This is a genomic window from uncultured Tateyamaria sp. (genome assembly GCF_947497045.1).
Classification (GTDB): Bacteria; Pseudomonadota; Alphaproteobacteria; order Rhodobacterales; family Rhodobacteraceae; genus Tateyamaria.
On sequence record NZ_CANMEU010000005.1, the window covers coordinates 135,883 to 151,477 of the forward strand.

Sequence of the window (15,595 nt, forward strand, 5' to 3'; positions counted from 1 at the left end):
AGAGGCTATTCGCCGTAGGGCACCCAGATGGTTTTGATGTCTGTTGCAGCCTGGAGGAAAGGTTTGCCTTGGCCTGCATCCCCTGACCAGTCGCGCGCATGCCCGTGGTTGACCCATGTGCGTTTGAGATTGCCTGCCGCGCCATGTTCGATCGTTTTGGACAGGTCGCTGCCGGAAAAACACCAGACCGCATCGATATTGAGGTGCTTGGCCATGTGGGATGCCACGTCACTGTGATCGCCGGTCAGGATGTTGACCACGCCGACAGGCACGTCAGAAGTTTCAAGCACTTGATAGAAATCCGTTGCGGCCAGCGGGAAGGGTTGAGATGCGCTGAGGATGCAGCGGTTGCCCATTGCGATGGCAGGAGCCATGCAGGAGATCAGCCCGAGCAGCGGGGCTTCGTCCGGGCAGAGTGCTGCGATGATGCCGGTTGGTTCGTTCATCGCCAATGCAACGCCGCGCAATGGTACGCCCTTGACCGCGCCGTCAAATTTGTCCGCCCATGCGGCGTAAGTGAACAGCCGTTCGATGCTGGTTTGCACCTCTTTTTCCCCCGAGCGTCCGCCTGTTAGCGTGTTGATTCGCGTCGCGAATTCATCGCCGCGCGCCGACAGGTTTTCCGCGATGTAGTAGAGGATTTGCGCCCGCAGGTGTCCGGTGGTCTTGCCCCAGCCTTTGGCCGCTTGTGCGGCTTCGACTGCGTTGCGCAGATCCTTGCGGTTGGCAAGGCTGGCCTGGCCCAGAAGTGCGCCGTTCTTGCTATAGACGTTGCGCGAGTAGCCCCCGTCGGGCCGCGCCTGCTTGCCGCCGATATAAAGTTTTGCCGTGCGGTCCAGCGGATCAGCTGGTGTATCGTCCCCGCTAAATGCGGCAATGGCTTTGGCGGGTTTGGATGTCGCTTTGGGTTTGGTGTAGGCATTGAGCCCTTCCCATCCGCCTTCGCGCCCGAAGCCGCTTTCGCGTACGCCGCCAAAGCCTGCGGCGGCGTCCATAAGGTTTGTTGCGTTGACCCACACGATCCCGGCGGCGAGTTGCGGCGCGATGTCGAGCGCCAGATTGACGTTCTCGCTCCAGACTGTTGCGGCCAGCCCGTAGCGGGTGTTGTTGGCCAGTTCGACCGCCTCGGCGGGGGTGCGGAATGTGGTCGAGACGAGCACGGGGCCAAAGATTTCCTCCTGCATCAGCGTGTCGGCGCTGTGCAGCCCTGTGATCAGGGTGGGGGGATAGAAGCTGCCTCGCGCGGGCAGGTCGGCCTGTGCCTGATAGGTGTCGCCTGCGTTGTTGTCGCTGACCAGTCTGGTGATTGCGTCGAGTTGGACGGGGTCCACAATCGCGCCGATGTCGATGCTTTTATCGAGTGGGTCGCCAATGCGCAGTTTGTCCATGCGCGCGCGCAGTTTGCTATAGAACGCATCGGCCACGGGTTCATGCACCAGCAGTCGCGAACCTGCGCAACAGACTTGCCCTTGGTTGAACCAGATCGCGTCCACCAGCCCTTCGACAGCGGAATCGAGATCAGCATCGTCAAACACGATGTAGGGGGATTTGCCGCCCAGCTCCAAGGTCAGGGCCTTGCCGGTACCCGCGGTCGCTTCGCGGATGCGCCGCCCCACCGCTGTGGAGCCGGTGAAGGCGATCTTGTCCATGTCTGCGTTCACGATCATCTCGCCCACGGCCCCGTCGCCCGTTACGATGTTGACGACCCCCTTGGGCACCCCTGCCTGGCGGCAGATATCGGCAAATAGCAATGCGGTGAGCGAGGTGTATTCGGCAGGTTTCAGGACCACGGTGTTGCCCATAGCCAACGCGGGCGCGATTTTCCACCCGAGCATGAGCAGCGGGAAATTCCATGGGATGATCTGCCCACACACACCCATCGCCGTGCGGTCGGGCAGTTCGGCCTCCATCAGTTGCGCCATGCCTGCGTGATAGTAGAAATGGCGTTGGGCGAGGGGGACGTCGATGTCGCGGCTTTCGCGGATCGGCTTGCCGTTGTCGAGCGTTTCGAGGACCGCAAAGAGGCGGCTGTGCTTCTGCAGGAGGCGGGCGATGGCATAGAGGACGCGCGCGCGCGCATGACCACCCGATTTGGCCCATTTGGGTTGGGCCGCACGGGCCGCTTTGACGGCAGTGTCCACATCCGATTGCGTGGCCTGGCTGAGGGTGGCGAGCGTTTCGCCTGTTGCGGGATTGCGGCTGTCAAAGTCTTTCGTTGGCTTTGTAAAGGCCCCGTTGATGAAGTGCCCGAAGTTCGCGCCCTGATCCACGATCCATGCCAATGCGTCGCCTGCGGCCTCGGGGGCGGGGCCATATTCCATCGTCTCAAAGATGTCTTTGACGGTCATGTCGGGTCTCCTGATGGGGCGCAGCCTGCGGGGTTGAACACCCGCTTGGTCGAGGCCGGGAATTTGGTGAGCGCAGCGGCAGGTCGGATGGGACGGGACGCAAAGCCGCCGTCGCAGTTGGGGCACATGCTGTTTAACCTGTCCGCAACGCAAGGTGCGCAGAACGTGCATTCAAAAGTGCAGATCATCGCGATCTCGCTGTCGGGTGGCAGGTCGCGGTCACAGCATTCGCAATTGGGGCGCAGATCCAGCATCGCCCTATCCGATCGGATGCCGATACCCGGCGGAATAGGCATCGGTCAGGTGGTGTTCAAGCTGGCGTTCGATATCGCCAAGCAGTGACGAGGCTCCAAATCGGAACAGGTCGGGCATCAGCCAACGATCCCCCAGCTCTTCCTTGATCAGCGACAGGTAAACCAGCGCGTCCTTGGCCTTGGAAATCCCGCCAGCGGGTTTGTAGCCCACCCGGTATCCTGTGGCTTCAAAATAGTCGCGGATCGCGCGGATCATCACGAGGCTGACGGGCAGGGTTGCGTTCACGCTTTCCTTGCCGGTCGAGGTTTTGATGAAGTCCGCGCCCGCCATCATGCACACAAGTGAGGCGCGCGCGACATTGCGCAAACTGCCAAGCTCGCCCGTGGCGAGGATCGCCTTGACGTGCGCGTGCCCGCAGGCCTCGCGCATTTCGGCCATTTCATCATAAAGCGCCTGCCAGTTCCCTTCGAGAACGTGACGGCGCGAGATGACGATGTCGATTTCTTCCGCTCCTGCGGCCACGCTTTCGCGGACCTCTTGAATGCGGAGGTGAAAGGGGGTCAGCCCGGCTGGAAACCCGGTCGAGACGGCAGCCACCGGAATGCCCGAGCCCTTCAGGGCGGTGACCGCGGCCGGGATCATCTCGTGATAGACGCAGACCGCGCCGGTCGTCAGATCGGGCATCTCGAGAGCCTCAAGTATCTGTGCATTCACAGGCTGGCGTGCCTTGGCGCAGAGCCGCCCGACGCGGCGCACGGTGTCATCGCCCGACAGGGTTGTCAGATCGATCAGGCTGACGGCTTTCAGCAACCATGCGGCCTGATAATCCTTCTTGATCGACCGCCGGCCAGGCAGCGTCGCGCAGCGGCGTTCGATGGCGGATGTGTTCGCCTGCACCCGTCGCACCCAATCCATATCCAGCGCCATGCCGGGATTGTGCGGCTCGGTCACTTGCGGCAACTGGGCGGTGCCCGTTTGCGTTGTATCGGTTGGTATCTTGTGCATGGGAAGGATCCTCTCGGACGATGCAGGTATCCGAAGTGGCATGGCCTGCGTCATTTGGCAAGCGGTGCCGCAGCGGAGGGTGATGTGCCCGGCCCACATCCGGGATCAGGCTGGTACACCGTAGTGTGATTGCGAGTCATTCGCATTCTCATTGACTTTCTGCGAATGACTCTCATATTCATTCCCATGACGCACAACTTACCCCTTTACCCGTCTCGGCGCGCCGTCTTGGCCGGGCTATCGGCCTTTGCGGCAACGCCAGCCTTTGCGGCCTCCAGAATCAACATTGTTGCCACGACCGGTATGATTGCAGACCTCGTGCGCAGCATCGGGGGCACGGGCGTTAAGGTCGAAGGGCTGATGGGCGCGGGCGTTGACCCGCACGCCTATCGGCAAACCCGCAGCGATATTGTGGCGATGACCCGCGCGGATGTGGTGATGTGGCATGGCCTGTATCTTGAGGCGCAGATGGAGGCGTTCTTTGAAGATCTGGGCCGCCAGCGCCCGGTTCGCGCCATAGCAGAGACGCTAGACAAGGATCGCCTGCGCGCCCACGAGGACTATGAGGGCCGTTACGACCCGCATATCTGGATGGCCCCTGACCTTTGGATTGAATGTGTCCCGGCTGTGGTTCAGGCGCTGAGCGCGTTGCGCCCCAAGGGCAAGGCGATGTTCGAAGACAATGCGGCGCAATTTGTGGCCGAGGCACAGGCGTTGCAGGGATACGCGCGGGACACGCTGGCGCAGGTTCCGGCCGAGCGGCGCATGCTGCTGACGGCCCATGACGCGTTCGGCTATTTCGGAGCGGCTTACGATTTCGAAGTGCTGGGCATCCAAGGCATTTCGACCGAAAGCGAAGCGGGCCTGAACCGCATCAGCACATTGGTGGACACACTTGTTGAGCGCCAGTTGCCCGCAGTGTTCGTCGAAACCTCGGTCTCGGATCGTAATATTCGTGCCCTTGTCGAAGGGGCTGCGGCACGGGGCCACACGGTCACCATTGGCGGGTCGTTGTTTTCGGACGCGATGGGGCCGGACGGAACCTATGAAGGCACATGGCTGGGCATGATCGACCATAACGTCACTACAATCGCCCGCGCGCTGGGCGCTGATGTGCCCGCAACGGGTCGGTTGGGCAAACTCAAGGGGGCGGTATGAACATTTCGCTGGTAACAGATCGGACCGCGTCAAATGAAAGCGCGCGGATGGCCAGCCCTCTGGCAATCCGTGGCATGACTGTATCCTACGGGCAAAACCCGGCAGTGTTTTCGGTTGATGTGACCGTGCGCGCCGGTGCGATGACCGCGATTGTCGGTCCGAACGGTGCGGGCAAATCTACCTTGCTCAAGGCGACGTTGCAGGTGATCAAGCCGCTTGCGGGCACTGTGAGCGTCTTTGGCAAACCCTTGGCGCAGATGCGCGACCGCATTGCCTATGTACCACAGCGCGCCAGCGTGGATTGGGATTTTCCCACCCGCGTGATCGATGTGGTCCTGATGGGGATGTATCGCCAGCTTGGCTTGCTTGGCCGGGTGCGCCGCCATCACCACGAAGCCGCTATGGCAAGCCTGACCCGTGTGGGAATGGCCGACTTCGCAACCCGTCAGATCGGGCAATTGTCGGGTGGGCAGCAACAGCGTGTCTTCCTCGCGCGCGCACTTGCGCAAGAGGCGGATATCTACGTGCTGGATGAACCTTTTGCCGGGGTCGATGCGGCCACTGAAAAGGCGATCATCGCTGTGCTGAAAGAGCTGCGCGATGCGGGCCGCACCGTGCTGGCCGTGCACCACGACCTTGTCACCGTGCCCGAGTATTTTGACGACGTTGTGCTGCTTAACACTCAGGTGGTTGCCGCGGGGCCTGTTGCAGAGGTGTTCACGGACGCCAACCTGCAAGCGACCTATGGCGGGCGCCTGACCACGGCGCGTATCGATCCTGAAAGCGTGGCGGGCTAGCCCATGTTGGCCGATGCGCTGCTATTGCAGCTTGGCTACAACGCGACCCTTGTGACGATTGGGGCATGTCTGTTGGGCATTGCCGCCGGGGTCGCTGGCACCTTTCTGTTCCTGCGAAAACGTGCGTTGGTCAGTGACGCGATCAGCCATGCGACCTTGCCGGGCGTTGGCTTGGCCTTCATCCTTATGGTGGGGATGGGCGGCGACGGACGGTCGTTGTTCGGACTGCTTGTGGGCGCGGGGTTCTCGGCGGCGATCGGGTTGCTGTGCGTGCATTGGCTGACCACCCGGACCCGATTGGGCGAGGACGCGGCCATCGGTGCGGTGTTGTCGGTGTTCTTCGGTTTCGGGATCGTCATCCTGACCGTCATCCAGACGATGAACGCAGGCCGCCAAGCGGGACTGGAAGGATTCTTGCTCGGCTCGACCGCAGGCATGTTGCGGGGCGATGCGATCCTGCTGGCGGTGTCGGCGACACTGGTGTTGCTGCTGGTGTTGATCCTGCGCCGACCGCTTGAACTGGCCGCGTTTGATCCCGGCTATGCCCAGGCAACCGGCTGGTCCATGGGTCGGATTGATCTGGCGATGATGGGGATTGTGTTGGTGGTGACGGTCGTGGGCCTCAAGGTGGTGGGCCTGATCCTGATCGTTGCGCTGTTGATCGTGCCGGCGGTCACGGCGCGGTTCTGGACCGAACGGGCGGGCCACGTGGTGATCATTGCCGGGTTTGTCGGGGGTGTCTCGGGATATGTGGGTGCGGCGATCTCGGCGATTGCCCCGGCCTTGCCCACCGGGCCAATTGTTGTGCTGGTGGGATTTACGATGTTTTTGGTGTCACTTTTGCTGTCGCCCGGGCGTGGGGTTTTGGCCTCGGTCCTGATGCATTGGCGGTATCAGCGGCGGGTGCATATGCGCCAGGGATTGCTGGCGCTGGCCCAAGGACAACCCATCTTTGAAACGCTGACCCACCGCCTGTTGCGGCGTGCCGGGTTGATCCTGCCGGACGGTGTGCCCACAAGCGACGGGCAGGCAGCGGCCGCCAAGGCGCTGCTGGATGAAACCCGCTGGTCCATCGTGCGCGCCGATCAAAGCTTTGCCGCCGCCGCGACCCGCTATGACGGGCTGACTGCGATTGAAACTGTCCTCACCCCCGATCAACTGAACGAGGTCGATGCGCGCATCAAAGCCCCCGAGGTGGTCACATGATGGGTGTGGAGTTTGTTGCCCTGTCGCTGACTCCCATTCTGATCGGGGTTTGTGTGGCGGTGGCCTGTGCGCTGCCGGGCAACTTCTTGCTGTTGCGCCGTCAGGCGTTGATTGGGGATGCGATCAGCCACGTGGTTCTGCCCGGTATCGTGGTGGCGTTTTTGCTGACGGGTGTGGTTGCTACGGGTTCGATGTTGCTGGGGGCTGCGGGTGCAGCAGTGCTATCGGTGATTGCCATTGATCTCATTCGCAGGCTTGGGCGGATTGAGGCGGGCGCGGCGATGGGCGTGGTCTTTACCGCGATGTTTGCGGGTGGGGTTTTGCTGCTCGAACGCTCGGACACCTCAAGCGTCCATCTGGATGTGGAACACGCACTGTTTGGCAACCTTGAAAGCCTGATCTGGCTGGATGCGCGGGGGTGGTCATCCCTGCTGGACCCCGCAGCGCTGTCCGGCTTGCCGGTCGAGCTGCCGCGCATGGCCGTTGCATTGGTGGTGGTGACTGCGTTCCTGTGGTTGTTCTGGCGACCGCTTGCCTTGTCCACCTTCGACGAAGGCTTTGCGCGCGGCCTTGGTATGCCAACGGGGCCGTTGGGTCTGGCACTGGTGGTGGTGTCGGCCATCGCGGCTGTGGCAGCGTTCGATGCGGTGGGGTCGATCATCGTGATCGCGATGTTCATCTGCCCACCCGCAGCGGCGCGGATGATGACGAACCGGCTTGGACATCAAATGGTATGGTCTGCAGCGTTTGCGGCCTTCTCAGCAATCATTGGCTATGTGCTGGCAGGCTATGGGCCGATCTGGATCGGAGCCTCAGCCTCCGTCAGCGCGGCGGGGATGATTGCCACGGTGTCTGGCGTGATCCTTGGGGTCGCAGCCGTTGCAGGACCGCACAGGGCGAAAGCCAGCTAGGTAAGGCGGAGGTGTCCTCCGCCCTGCTCAGCCCTATGTCGGGTGAAACGTGCCTGCGGGGGACAGCGTGAAAATCTCGCACCCATCCTCGGTCACTCCGACCGAGTGTTCAAATTGCGCCGACAGCGATTTGTCACGCGTCACAGCCGTCCAGTCATCCGAAAGGGTCTTGGTTTCGGGGCGGCCCAGATTGACCATGGGTTCGATGGTAAAGAACATGCCGGGTTCCAGCACAGCGCCCGTGTTCGGGCGACCATAATGCAGCACGTTGGGGGGGGCATGGAACACCCGGCCCAGCCCGTGCCCGCAAAAATCGCGCACAACCGACATGCGATGGGATTCGACGAAACTCTGAATGGCGTGGCCGATATCGCCAAAAGTGTTGCCGGGCTTGACCGCCTCGATGCCGCGCATCAACGCGTCATGGGTCACCTCGATCAGACGCTCGGCCTTGCGGGGCAGTTTGCCAGCCACATACATCCGGCTCGTGTCACCGAACCAGCCATCCACAATGACGGTGACGTCGATATTCAGGATATCGCCATCCTTCAGGACCTTGTCCCCCGGAATGCCGTGGCACACCACATGGTTCACGCTGATGCAGCTGGCGTGCTTGTACCCCTTATAGCCGATGGTCGCTGATTTGGCACCCGCCGCATCCACCATGTCGGTGATCAGCTTGTCGATGGTACCGGTGGTCTGGCCGGGAAACACATGTGCGCTCATCCCATCCAGAATTTCCGCCGCCAGCTTGCCAGCGGCGTGCATTCCGCCAAAGTCGGCGGTGTCATAAATGCGGATGCCATCCTTTGTCAGACGGCCACGGCTTTCTCGGTCCAATTTCGGCTCCATCGGCGAAAAATTTGATTACAGCATACTGCACTGCGGCAAAAAGGGCCAGTCCGTGTCAGATGCAGACCGAAACCGGACCCGCGACGCAGACACCTTTGGGGTCTATATGGGTCCCGAGGCACAGGGTTTCCACCCCCGCCCCCGACGCCTGCGCATAGCGGGTTGCGTAGGTGGGGTCGATATCGGCTGCAAGCGCAAAGCGATCACAATCTGTGCGTTGTACAAGATACAGCATGACAGCCCTGTGCCCGGCGCGCACCATGTCCGCCAGTGCGTCAAGATGCTTGGCCCCGCGCGCGGTTACACTGTCGGGAAATTCGGCCAGACCGGGCGTGCGCGACAGGGTCACAGACTTCACCTCGACATAGGCATCGGGCAGGCCCGTGCCTTGCAGCAAGAAATCGACCCGGCTGTTTTCGCCGTATTTCTGTTCGGGACGCACGGTGGTGTACCCCCCAAAACCCGGCACCACGCCTGCTTCGAAGGCTGCTTTTAGCGCGCGGTTGGGCACCGATGTGTCAACGCCCGTGAAATGCCCGTTTTCATGTTCGACCAGCCGCCAGCCGAATTTCAGTTTTTTCCTGGGATCGTCATTGGGTTCAAGCCAGATTTTGGCCCCCGGCACCGCCAACCCCATCATGGATCCGGGGTTGGCACAATGAGCCACAACCTCGCGCCCATCCGCCAGCGTGCAATCCGCCAGAAACCGTTTGTAGCGACGGATCAGGGTGGCGGGTACAAGTTCGGTTTGAAAGCGCATGGGGGCAGGCCTATACCGTGTTTCATCGATGCTCAAGGAGGCCCATCATGCCCAACCCCACCGCCGCCATGCTGGTGATCGGAGACGAGATTTTGTCGGGCCGCACGCGCGATGCCAACATGCACCATCTGGCCGGTCAACTGACCAATCACGGCATCAGCCTGCGCGAAGTGCGCATTGTCAGCGATGACCGCGATGCGATTGTTGATGCCGTGCGGGCCTTGTCCGCGAGCCATGACAGCGTGTTCACCTCCGGCGGCATCGGGCCGACCCATGACGACATCACCGCCGATTGCATCGCAGCGGCCTTTGAGGCCCATATCGACGTGCGCGATGATGCCCGCGCGATTTTGGCAGCGCATTACGCCAAATCCGGCACCGAATTGAACACTGCGCGCTTGCGCATGGCGCGCATTCCCGATGGGGCCGCGCTCATCGACAATCCGGTCTCTGCCGCGCCCGGCTTTATCCTTGGCAATGTGCATGTGATGGCCGGTGTCCCGTCGGTGTTTCAAGCAATGGTTGCCTCGGTGCTGCCGACCTTGACGGGCGGTGCGCCGTTGATTTCGAAAACCCTGCGGATTGAGCGGGGGGAGGGCGATATCGCAGGCCCGTTGGGTGAGCTGGCGTCGCAGTACCCCGAGCTCAGTATCGGGTCCTACCCCTATCAGAAAGACGGAAAATACGGCGCAAATATCGTGATCCGTGGCACGGACGGGGCCGAAGTTGATACAGCCATTGACGCCTTGGCGCAGCACTTTCCCGCATGATCGAACCAAACCCCTTTTATGACGCTATCGAGGGCACATGGCCGCCCGCCCGAACCAAGGCGGTTGGTCCATGGTTGATCCGCGATGGACGGGGGGGTGGTAAACGGGTGTCTGCGGCAATTGCAACGTGCGCGATCACGGACGGGGATGTGCCAGAGGCCGAGGCCGCAATGCGTGGGCTTGGGCAGGTCCCGCTGTTTATGATCCGCTGTGACGATATCGCCCTTGATGCCATGCTGGCCAGGCGGGGTTACACCATGGTCGATCCGACAAACGGGTATTGCATTGCGCCTGGGCAACTCACCGACATCCCCATCCCGCGCGTCACCACATTCGCGATCTGGGAACCGCTGGCGATCATGGGCGAAATCTGGGCCAAGGGCGGTATCAGACCTGCCCGCCTTGATGTCATGGCGCGGGCCAAGATCAAGACTGGCATTCTTGCCCGTTGGAATGAAAAACCTGCCGGTGCCGCCTTTGTTGCGCTGCACGATGGAATTGCAATGGTGCACGCGGTCGAAGTCCTGCCGCATCAGCGCCGTCAAGGCGTTGCGCAGTGGATTATGCGCCAGGCCGCCTTTTGGGCGCAGGATCAGGGTGCGGCCACGCTGGCGGTTTTGACCACGGCGTCAAATGACGCGGCCAATGGGCTTTATCAGCGGTTGGGTTTTCAGCCATTGCCGGGCTATCATTACCGCACCGCTCCGGAGGACACATGACAGACCGCCCCACCGCCCTCGACCTGCCGATGGTCGACCCGCTGCCCGATACGACCCAAAAGTACTTCGATATTTGCCAGGACAAGCTGGGGATGGTCCCGAATGTACTGCGCGCCCATGCGTTTGATATCGACAAGCTGAACGCGTTTACCGCGCTTTATAATGATCTGATGCTGGCCGGTAGCGGGCTGAGCAAGCTGGAACGCGAGATGATCGCGGTGGTCGTGAGTGCGACAAACCGCTGTTATTACTGCCTGACAGCCCATGGGGCTGCGGTGCGCGAGTTATCGGGCAACCCGATATTGGGCGAGCAGTTGGTGATGAATTGGCGGGTCGCCGATGTGACCCCGCGCCATCGCGCGATGCTGGGGTTTGCCGAGAAAGTGACGCTTGCCTCGGCCCAGATCAGCGAGGGGGATCGTCAGGGGCTGCGCGATGTCGGGCTCAGTGATCGCGACATCTGGGATGTGATCAACGTGGCGGCATTTTTCAACATGTCCAACCGGGTGGCCAGTGCGACGGCGATGCAGCCCAATGGCTCCTATCACGGGCAGGCCCGATAGACGTGGATTGGGTGCGCAACAGTCTTGCGGCTGCGCTGTGCTGCGTTGCGGTCCAGACGCAGGCCTTGCAGTTGACCTTGCCCACAACCGCGCGCCAGACGGCATCGCGTGACAGTGCCCTTGATCAGGTTGCCGTGCCGGTCGCGCCCTTTTACAACGGGGCCTTGAAAACCGAACGCAGCGAAGGGGCCGTGACCCGGCGCGCCTATCGCATACCGGCTTCTGGCATGACGCCGTTGCAACTCGTGGCCCCGATGCGGGCACAGATTGCTGCGGCGGGCTATGATATTCTGCTTGATTGCGATGATGACATTTGCGGCGGTTTTGATTTCCGGTTCGCGATTGAGGTGCTGCCGGCCCCAAACATGTACGTCAATATCCGCGACTATCAGTTTATCAGCGCGCGCCATCCCGAGACGAAGGCGATCATCACCCTGCTGGCAAGTGCGGCGGCAGGGGCCGGATATTTGCAGATCACCCAAGTGGCCAAAGGCTTGGCTGGGGCGGTGCAGCCTACGGCCGTGGTGCCCACCGCCTCCGCTCCCGAGGTACGTGCGCCGGGGCCTGCGGGTGATCTTGAAACCCAACTGCTCAACACCGGGTCAATCGTGCTGCGTACCCTCGACTTTGCGGTTGGCACGACGACGCTGAGCGAGGGATCAAGTGCTGAGCTGTCAGCCCTTGCTACTTTGTTGCAGGCGCGTCCTGGCCTGCAGGTTGCTGTTGTCGGGCACACGGATACAGTAGGCGGGTTAGAGACCAATATCTCCGTCTCGCGCGCCCGTGCGCGAGCGGTGCGCAGTGCGCTCATCAACACCTATGGCGCGGACGGGGATCAGATCGAAGCGGAGGGCATGGGCTATCTGTCGCCGCTCGCATCCAATCTGACAGCCGAGGGGCGTGAGGCCAACCGCCGGGTCGAAGTGATCGTGGTGCGCGAAGACAAGTAGGCTGCACTCGCTTGTCCTAGTTCTGCGACCATGCGGCATGCAGGTCTTCGAGGTGGGGAATGAATTCGGTACAGAACGTGACCGATATCTCTTGAGGGTCGTAAAACGCGTTTGGTTCGCCGCAAGACGAGACGGTCACGACCACTTCCTGCGGCAGTCTGATATCCCCGTTCATGCTGGCGACCTCGGCTGCCAATACCTCGTTCAACAGGGTTGCCCCGTCGCCTGAGCCTGCGCGAAAGATCATGGGCACGCCCGCGCGTTGGTCATCCATTTCGTCAAAAATAATACCCCAACTGTAGGCTGCCTGCTCGTATTCTTCCACACAGGTCTCGGCACGACCCTCGGGCAACCCCAGATCGACCGCCAGATCGTCGCGCGCGTCGGGGTTGGCCCCGTAAAACAGGCAGACGTGATTATAGTATCGCTGTTCGTCCGGGCCATGCAGATCCCAGTAGGGCACCTCCTCGGTCTGGTCGGGGTCGTTGATAAAACCAAAGGCGCTGTCATAGGCGATGGCCTGCGCCGTGTCCTCGTCAAACAGCCAGTCGATCATCAGCACCGACATTACGTCGGCGGCGTCCTCTTCCTGACCAAAGATCGGCACCTCCATCAGATCGATCACAGCATGCCCAAGTTCGTGATAAAAGATCGACAGGATATTCGCCTCGATAAAGGCCTGCCGTTCGTCAAGATCCTGCGCCTGCGCGGGTGTTGCAGATGTGATTGTCAGGACGGCAATCAGGTGGGGGAAGATGCGCATGGTGGTCTCGATATGTGGTGGTGATGTCGTGTCGTGGTTTCTGGTGATCTATGGAAACCACGGACATGTCAAATTCGACACCTTGGCGTGCTTGCGGTCGGTCTGCAAAGACAAAAAAACCCCGGCGCATGCACGCCGGGGTCAGGTCACCTCGCATGAGGTCAGGGGAAAACCTTACCAGTCGGATGGGCCCTTGTCAGCAAAGGCGTGGGCCAGAAAGTCGATGAACGCACGCACTTTGGGCTGGGTGAAGCGGCCGGGCGGGTACACTGCATAGATGCCTTGGGTTTCCATCGGCAGCTCTGGAATGGCGTCTTCGATCAGGCCTTGTTCCATCGCATCCGCGTACAAAAAGCTGGGCAGGTACGCGATGCCAAGACCCGAGATCGCAGCGTTCAACAAGGATTGCCCGTCATTGACCGACAACCAGCCCGCGGTACGCACTTGCCGCTTTTCGCCCGAGGGGGCGGTCAGTTTCCAGACATTGCCCGAAGATTGGTTGGAGTAATGCAGCAGCTTGTGCTCGTTCAGATCGTCGATCTTTTCGGGACGGCCGTATTTCTCGAAATAGTCGGGGCTGGCGATCATCCGTTTGGTGGTCTCGGTCAGCTTGCGGGCGCGCAGGGTGCTGTCTTCCAGCTCACCGATGCGGATCGCCATGTCGAACCCTTCCGATATCAGCTCAACATAGCGGTTGTTCAGAACCATGTTGACGGTGATATCCGGGAAGTCTTCGAGGAACTCGGACAGGCGGGGGGACAGGTGGTTGACCCCAAAATCCGTCGCCACGGAAATCCGCAGCAGGCCCGAGGGGGCCGATTGCATGGACGTCACCAGCGAGTCCGCTTCGCCTGCGTCATTCAGAACGCGGCGGGCGCGGTCGTAATAGGCAAGGCCAATCTCGGTGGGGCTGACCCGGCGTGTGGTCCGGTTCAGCAGGCGGGCCCCAAGGCGTGCCTCAAGCGATGAGACGTGTTTGGAGACGGCGGACTTCGAAATCCCCATCTTTTTGGCAGCGTCCGTAAATCCGCCCTGGTCCACGACCATGGCGAAAGCTTCCATTTCAGTGAGTCGGTCCATGCCCGGCCCTTTCAATCTTTGTGCGTCGAGGATCAGGTATCAACGCCAAAGAGGGCACAATCAGGGCAGGGGTGGGATAATATCAGGGTGATAACTGGGATCGTTGAAGGCACGGAAACGATCAGGTCGCGATATCCGTGCTCCAGTTCTGGAAGGTTTCGGCCTCTTCGGCCAGAGGGGCGGTATCGGTTCCTCCGATCAGAAGGAACCCGAAACCGGGCGTGTTCCAGCGCGCGATGTCCAACCCTTCGGCCTGGGCCATGTTGATCGGTTGGGAGTCCGGTCCTGCCGGCAGGATGCACAGGGCCACAGGCGTCCCGTCATCGCGCAGATAGGCGATCTGGATCAGCGGCTTGCCTTTGAAGCCCAGCACCTGTGCACGTTTGAACGTCAGTCCTTCGGTCTGTGGAATGGCGGTCAGATCAAGGCCAAGTGCGTCCGACACTGTCGCAAGCTGTAGTGTGGCTTCCTCTGCACTGGGGTCCGCCACGTTGAGCGTCGCCGTGGTATAAAGCGCCTGATAGCTGGCAACGAAGGACACCCACCCGCGTTGGGCGGGTTCGGGTGTGCCAAAGCCGGTGAACATAGCGACGGCAAAACCTGCCGCAATACCGGTGCCGAATGTGCTTACACCCCAGCCCCAGCCAAAACGGGATTTTGGAGCGTTCGCAACAGGTGTTTCGAACACAGGCGGTTCAGGGACCGTGTTCAGCAATCTGGCATAGGCATCCGTGATCGCACCCATTGGGATGTCGAGCTCGGCCAGGCGTTCGCCCAACGCCTCGTCTGTTTCCAGCGCTGCATCAATGGCAGCGTGCAAGACATCTTCCGCCTCTCCGTCAAGATAGGCGGTCAGATCCTCGTCACTGAAGTGGGTTCTGTCAGTCATTTTGCATCTACCTGCACATCTGCCAGTTGGGCACTCAGACGCTTGCGCGCCCCTGCCAGCCGACTCATCACTGTGCCTATCGGTATCTCCATAATCTCAGCGGCTTCTTTATAGCTGAACCCCTCGACATAGACGAGAACCACGGACTGGCGCTGCGCTTCAGGCAAGGCATTCACCTTGTTCAACACGTCACGGGCCAGAATATTCGTTTCTGCACCAGGAGTTTTATCCGGCAGGTCAATTTCTTCGACGGGGACAAGGCCGCCGCCGGTGCGCACCTTGCGCGATCGCAGCTCGTTCAGCCAAATCCGTTGGGTCATTCGAAACAGCCAGCGGTCCAGATGTGTGCCGGGTTCGAACTGATCCGACTTGTCCAGCGCGCGCATACATGCGGTCTGCACCAGATCATCGGCCCAGTCGCGCCGTCCCGTCAATGACAGCGCATAACGCCACAGCCGCGGGTAGACCGCCGACATACCATCGCGTACTTCGTTTGAGGCAATTTGTGCAAAGCTGGAAATTGGCATCGTCCTGACCGTCAAAAATAATGTTTGCACAAGATCACGAAC

At 61.0% G+C, this 15,595-nt stretch carries 17 protein-coding genes; 8 read left to right on the forward strand and 9 right to left on the reverse strand.

All coding sequences use genetic code 11. The features are described 5' to 3' along the window. Window positions 1–5: 5 nt before the first annotated feature. From Q0859_RS12565 to deoC, 3 genes are read right to left on the reverse strand one after another with little or no spacing between them, the layout of a single operon-like run. Entirely contained in the window at window positions 6–2,348 is a 2,343-nt protein-coding gene (locus Q0859_RS12565; RefSeq protein ID WP_299151705.1) for an aldehyde dehydrogenase family protein, read from the reverse strand. Next, window positions 2,345–2,602: a DUF1272 domain-containing protein gene (locus Q0859_RS12570; protein WP_299151706.1), complete on the reverse strand. Its 258-nt coding sequence runs from the start codon at window positions 2,600–2,602 to the stop codon at window positions 2,345–2,347. The genes Q0859_RS12565 and Q0859_RS12570 overlap by 4 nt, the downstream gene beginning before the upstream one ends. 4 nt (window positions 2,603–2,606) lie before the next feature. Then, window positions 2,607–3,608: a deoxyribose-phosphate aldolase gene (gene deoC / locus Q0859_RS12575; protein ID WP_299151707.1), complete on the reverse strand. Its 1,002-nt coding sequence runs from the start codon at window positions 3,606–3,608 to the stop codon at window positions 2,607–2,609. Window positions 3,609–3,773: 165 nt separating this feature from the next. Here deoC and Q0859_RS12580 point away from each other — a divergent pair, with 165 nt between their 5' ends. The 4 genes from Q0859_RS12580 to Q0859_RS12595 are packed head-to-tail and all read left to right on the forward strand — an operon-like array spanning window position 3,774 to window position 7,680. Next, entirely contained in the window at window positions 3,774–4,766 is a 993-nt protein-coding gene (locus Q0859_RS12580; RefSeq protein ID WP_299151708.1) for a zinc ABC transporter substrate-binding protein, read from the forward strand. Next, complete coding sequence (locus Q0859_RS12585) at window positions 4,763–5,563, forward strand: metal ABC transporter ATP-binding protein (RefSeq protein WP_299151709.1); 801 nt, start codon at window positions 4,763–4,765, stop codon at window positions 5,561–5,563. Before Q0859_RS12580 ends, Q0859_RS12585 begins: the two co-directional genes overlap by 4 nt. A 3-nt stretch (window positions 5,564–5,566) precedes the next feature. Continuing rightward, the gene (locus tag Q0859_RS12590; RefSeq protein ID WP_299151711.1) at window positions 5,567–6,769 is read left to right on the forward strand and encodes a metal ABC transporter permease; all 1,203 of its coding nucleotides are present in this window, start codon (window positions 5,567–5,569) and stop codon (window positions 6,767–6,769) included. Next, window positions 6,766–7,680, forward strand: a complete 915-nt coding sequence (locus tag Q0859_RS12595; RefSeq protein WP_299151712.1) for a metal ABC transporter permease — start codon at window positions 6,766–6,768, stop codon at window positions 7,678–7,680. Before Q0859_RS12590 ends, Q0859_RS12595 begins: the two co-directional genes overlap by 4 nt. Before the next feature lie 33 nt (window positions 7,681–7,713). On the opposite strand, the gene map is transcribed toward Q0859_RS12595, so the two are convergent. Then, a complete protein-coding gene (map, locus tag Q0859_RS12600; protein WP_299151713.1) occupies window positions 7,714–8,532 on the reverse strand; it encodes a type I methionyl aminopeptidase in 819 nt (272 codons plus the stop codon). A 55-nt stretch (window positions 8,533–8,587) separates the two neighbouring features. Beyond that, the gene (gene sfsA / locus Q0859_RS12605) at window positions 8,588–9,292 is read right to left on the reverse strand and encodes a DNA/RNA nuclease SfsA (protein WP_299151714.1); all 705 of its coding nucleotides are present in this window, start codon (window positions 9,290–9,292) and stop codon (window positions 8,588–8,590) included. Window positions 9,293–9,339: 47 nt separating this feature from the next. Between sfsA and Q0859_RS12610 the strand changes: the two genes are divergently transcribed. Genes Q0859_RS12610 through Q0859_RS12625 form a run of 4 tightly spaced genes read left to right on the forward strand, consistent with a single transcriptional unit; the run spans window position 9,340 to window position 12,294 of the window. Next, window positions 9,340–10,062 carry a molybdopterin-binding protein gene (locus tag Q0859_RS12610; RefSeq protein WP_299151715.1) on the forward strand — a complete coding sequence of 241 codons (723 nt, stop codon included), beginning with the start codon at window positions 9,340–9,342 and terminating at the stop codon, window positions 10,060–10,062. Further along, entirely contained in the window at window positions 10,059–10,781 is a 723-nt protein-coding gene (locus Q0859_RS12615) for a GNAT family N-acetyltransferase (protein ID WP_299151717.1), read from the forward strand. The genes Q0859_RS12610 and Q0859_RS12615 overlap by 4 nt, the downstream gene beginning before the upstream one ends. Beyond that, a complete protein-coding gene (locus Q0859_RS12620; RefSeq protein ID WP_299151718.1) occupies window positions 10,778–11,344 on the forward strand; it encodes a peroxidase-related enzyme in 567 nt (188 codons plus the stop codon). The genes Q0859_RS12615 and Q0859_RS12620 overlap by 4 nt, the downstream gene beginning before the upstream one ends. A 2-nt stretch (window positions 11,345–11,346) precedes the next feature. Then, window positions 11,347–12,294, forward strand: a complete 948-nt coding sequence (locus tag Q0859_RS12625) for an OmpA family protein (protein ID WP_299151719.1) — start codon at window positions 11,347–11,349, stop codon at window positions 12,292–12,294. 16 nt (window positions 12,295–12,310) lie between these two features. On the opposite strand, the gene Q0859_RS12630 is transcribed toward Q0859_RS12625, so the two are convergent. The 4 genes from Q0859_RS12630 to Q0859_RS12645 form a co-directional block, all read right to left on the reverse strand. Further along, window positions 12,311–13,057, reverse strand: a complete 747-nt coding sequence (locus tag Q0859_RS12630; protein WP_299151720.1) for a DUF4344 domain-containing metallopeptidase — start codon at window positions 13,055–13,057, stop codon at window positions 12,311–12,313. Window positions 13,058–13,231: 174 nt separating this feature from the next. Beyond that, on the reverse strand, window positions 13,232–14,137 hold the full coding sequence (locus Q0859_RS12635) for a LysR family transcriptional regulator (protein WP_299151722.1): 906 nt from the start codon (window positions 14,135–14,137) through the stop codon (window positions 13,232–13,234). Between the two features lie 121 nt (window positions 14,138–14,258). After that, window positions 14,259–15,026, reverse strand: coding sequence for a hypothetical protein (locus tag Q0859_RS12640; protein ID WP_299151723.1), 768 nt, complete (start codon window positions 15,024–15,026; stop codon window positions 14,259–14,261). After that, window positions 15,023–15,502 carry an RNA polymerase sigma factor gene (locus Q0859_RS12645; RefSeq protein ID WP_299151724.1) on the reverse strand — a complete coding sequence of 160 codons (480 nt, stop codon included), beginning with the start codon at window positions 15,500–15,502 and terminating at the stop codon, window positions 15,023–15,025. Before Q0859_RS12645 ends, Q0859_RS12640 begins: the two co-directional genes overlap by 4 nt. Window positions 15,503–15,595: the final 93 nt, after the last annotated feature.

Excerpts from the sequence above, each read along its gene's own strand:
- Q0859_RS12565 (WP_299151705.1), bottom strand. The coding sequence starts at position 2,348 with ATGACCGTCAAAGACATCTTTGAGACGATGGAATATGGCCCCGCCCCC.
- Q0859_RS12570 (WP_299151706.1), bottom strand. The coding sequence starts at position 2,602 with ATGCTGGATCTGCGCCCCAATTGCGAATGCTGTGACCGCGACCTGCCA.
- deoC (WP_299151707.1), bottom strand. The coding sequence starts at position 3,608 with ATGCACAAGATACCAACCGATACAACGCAAACGGGCACCGCCCAGTTG.
- Q0859_RS12580 (WP_299151708.1), top strand. The coding sequence starts at position 3,774 with ATGACTCTCATATTCATTCCCATGACGCACAACTTACCCCTTTACCCG.
- Q0859_RS12585 (WP_299151709.1), top strand. The coding sequence starts at position 4,763 with ATGAACATTTCGCTGGTAACAGATCGGACCGCGTCAAATGAAAGCGCG.
- Q0859_RS12590 (WP_299151711.1), top strand. The coding sequence starts at position 5,567 with ATGTTGGCCGATGCGCTGCTATTGCAGCTTGGCTACAACGCGACCCTT.
- Q0859_RS12595 (WP_299151712.1), top strand. The coding sequence starts at position 6,766 with ATGATGGGTGTGGAGTTTGTTGCCCTGTCGCTGACTCCCATTCTGATC.
- map (WP_299151713.1), bottom strand. The coding sequence starts at position 8,532 with ATGGAGCCGAAATTGGACCGAGAAAGCCGTGGCCGTCTGACAAAGGAT.
- sfsA (WP_299151714.1), bottom strand. The coding sequence starts at position 9,292 with ATGCGCTTTCAAACCGAACTTGTACCCGCCACCCTGATCCGTCGCTAC.
- Q0859_RS12610 (WP_299151715.1), top strand. The coding sequence starts at position 9,340 with ATGCCCAACCCCACCGCCGCCATGCTGGTGATCGGAGACGAGATTTTG.
- Q0859_RS12615 (WP_299151717.1), top strand. The coding sequence starts at position 10,059 with ATGATCGAACCAAACCCCTTTTATGACGCTATCGAGGGCACATGGCCG.
- Q0859_RS12620 (WP_299151718.1), top strand. The coding sequence starts at position 10,778 with ATGACAGACCGCCCCACCGCCCTCGACCTGCCGATGGTCGACCCGCTG.
- Q0859_RS12630 (WP_299151720.1), bottom strand. The coding sequence starts at position 13,057 with ATGCGCATCTTCCCCCACCTGATTGCCGTCCTGACAATCACATCTGCA.
- Q0859_RS12635 (WP_299151722.1), bottom strand. The coding sequence starts at position 14,137 with ATGGACCGACTCACTGAAATGGAAGCTTTCGCCATGGTCGTGGACCAG.
- Q0859_RS12640 (WP_299151723.1), bottom strand. The coding sequence starts at position 15,026 with ATGACTGACAGAACCCACTTCAGTGACGAGGATCTGACCGCCTATCTT.
- Q0859_RS12645 (WP_299151724.1), bottom strand. The coding sequence starts at position 15,502 with ATGTCGGCGGTCTACCCGCGGCTGTGGCGTTATGCGCTGTCATTGACG.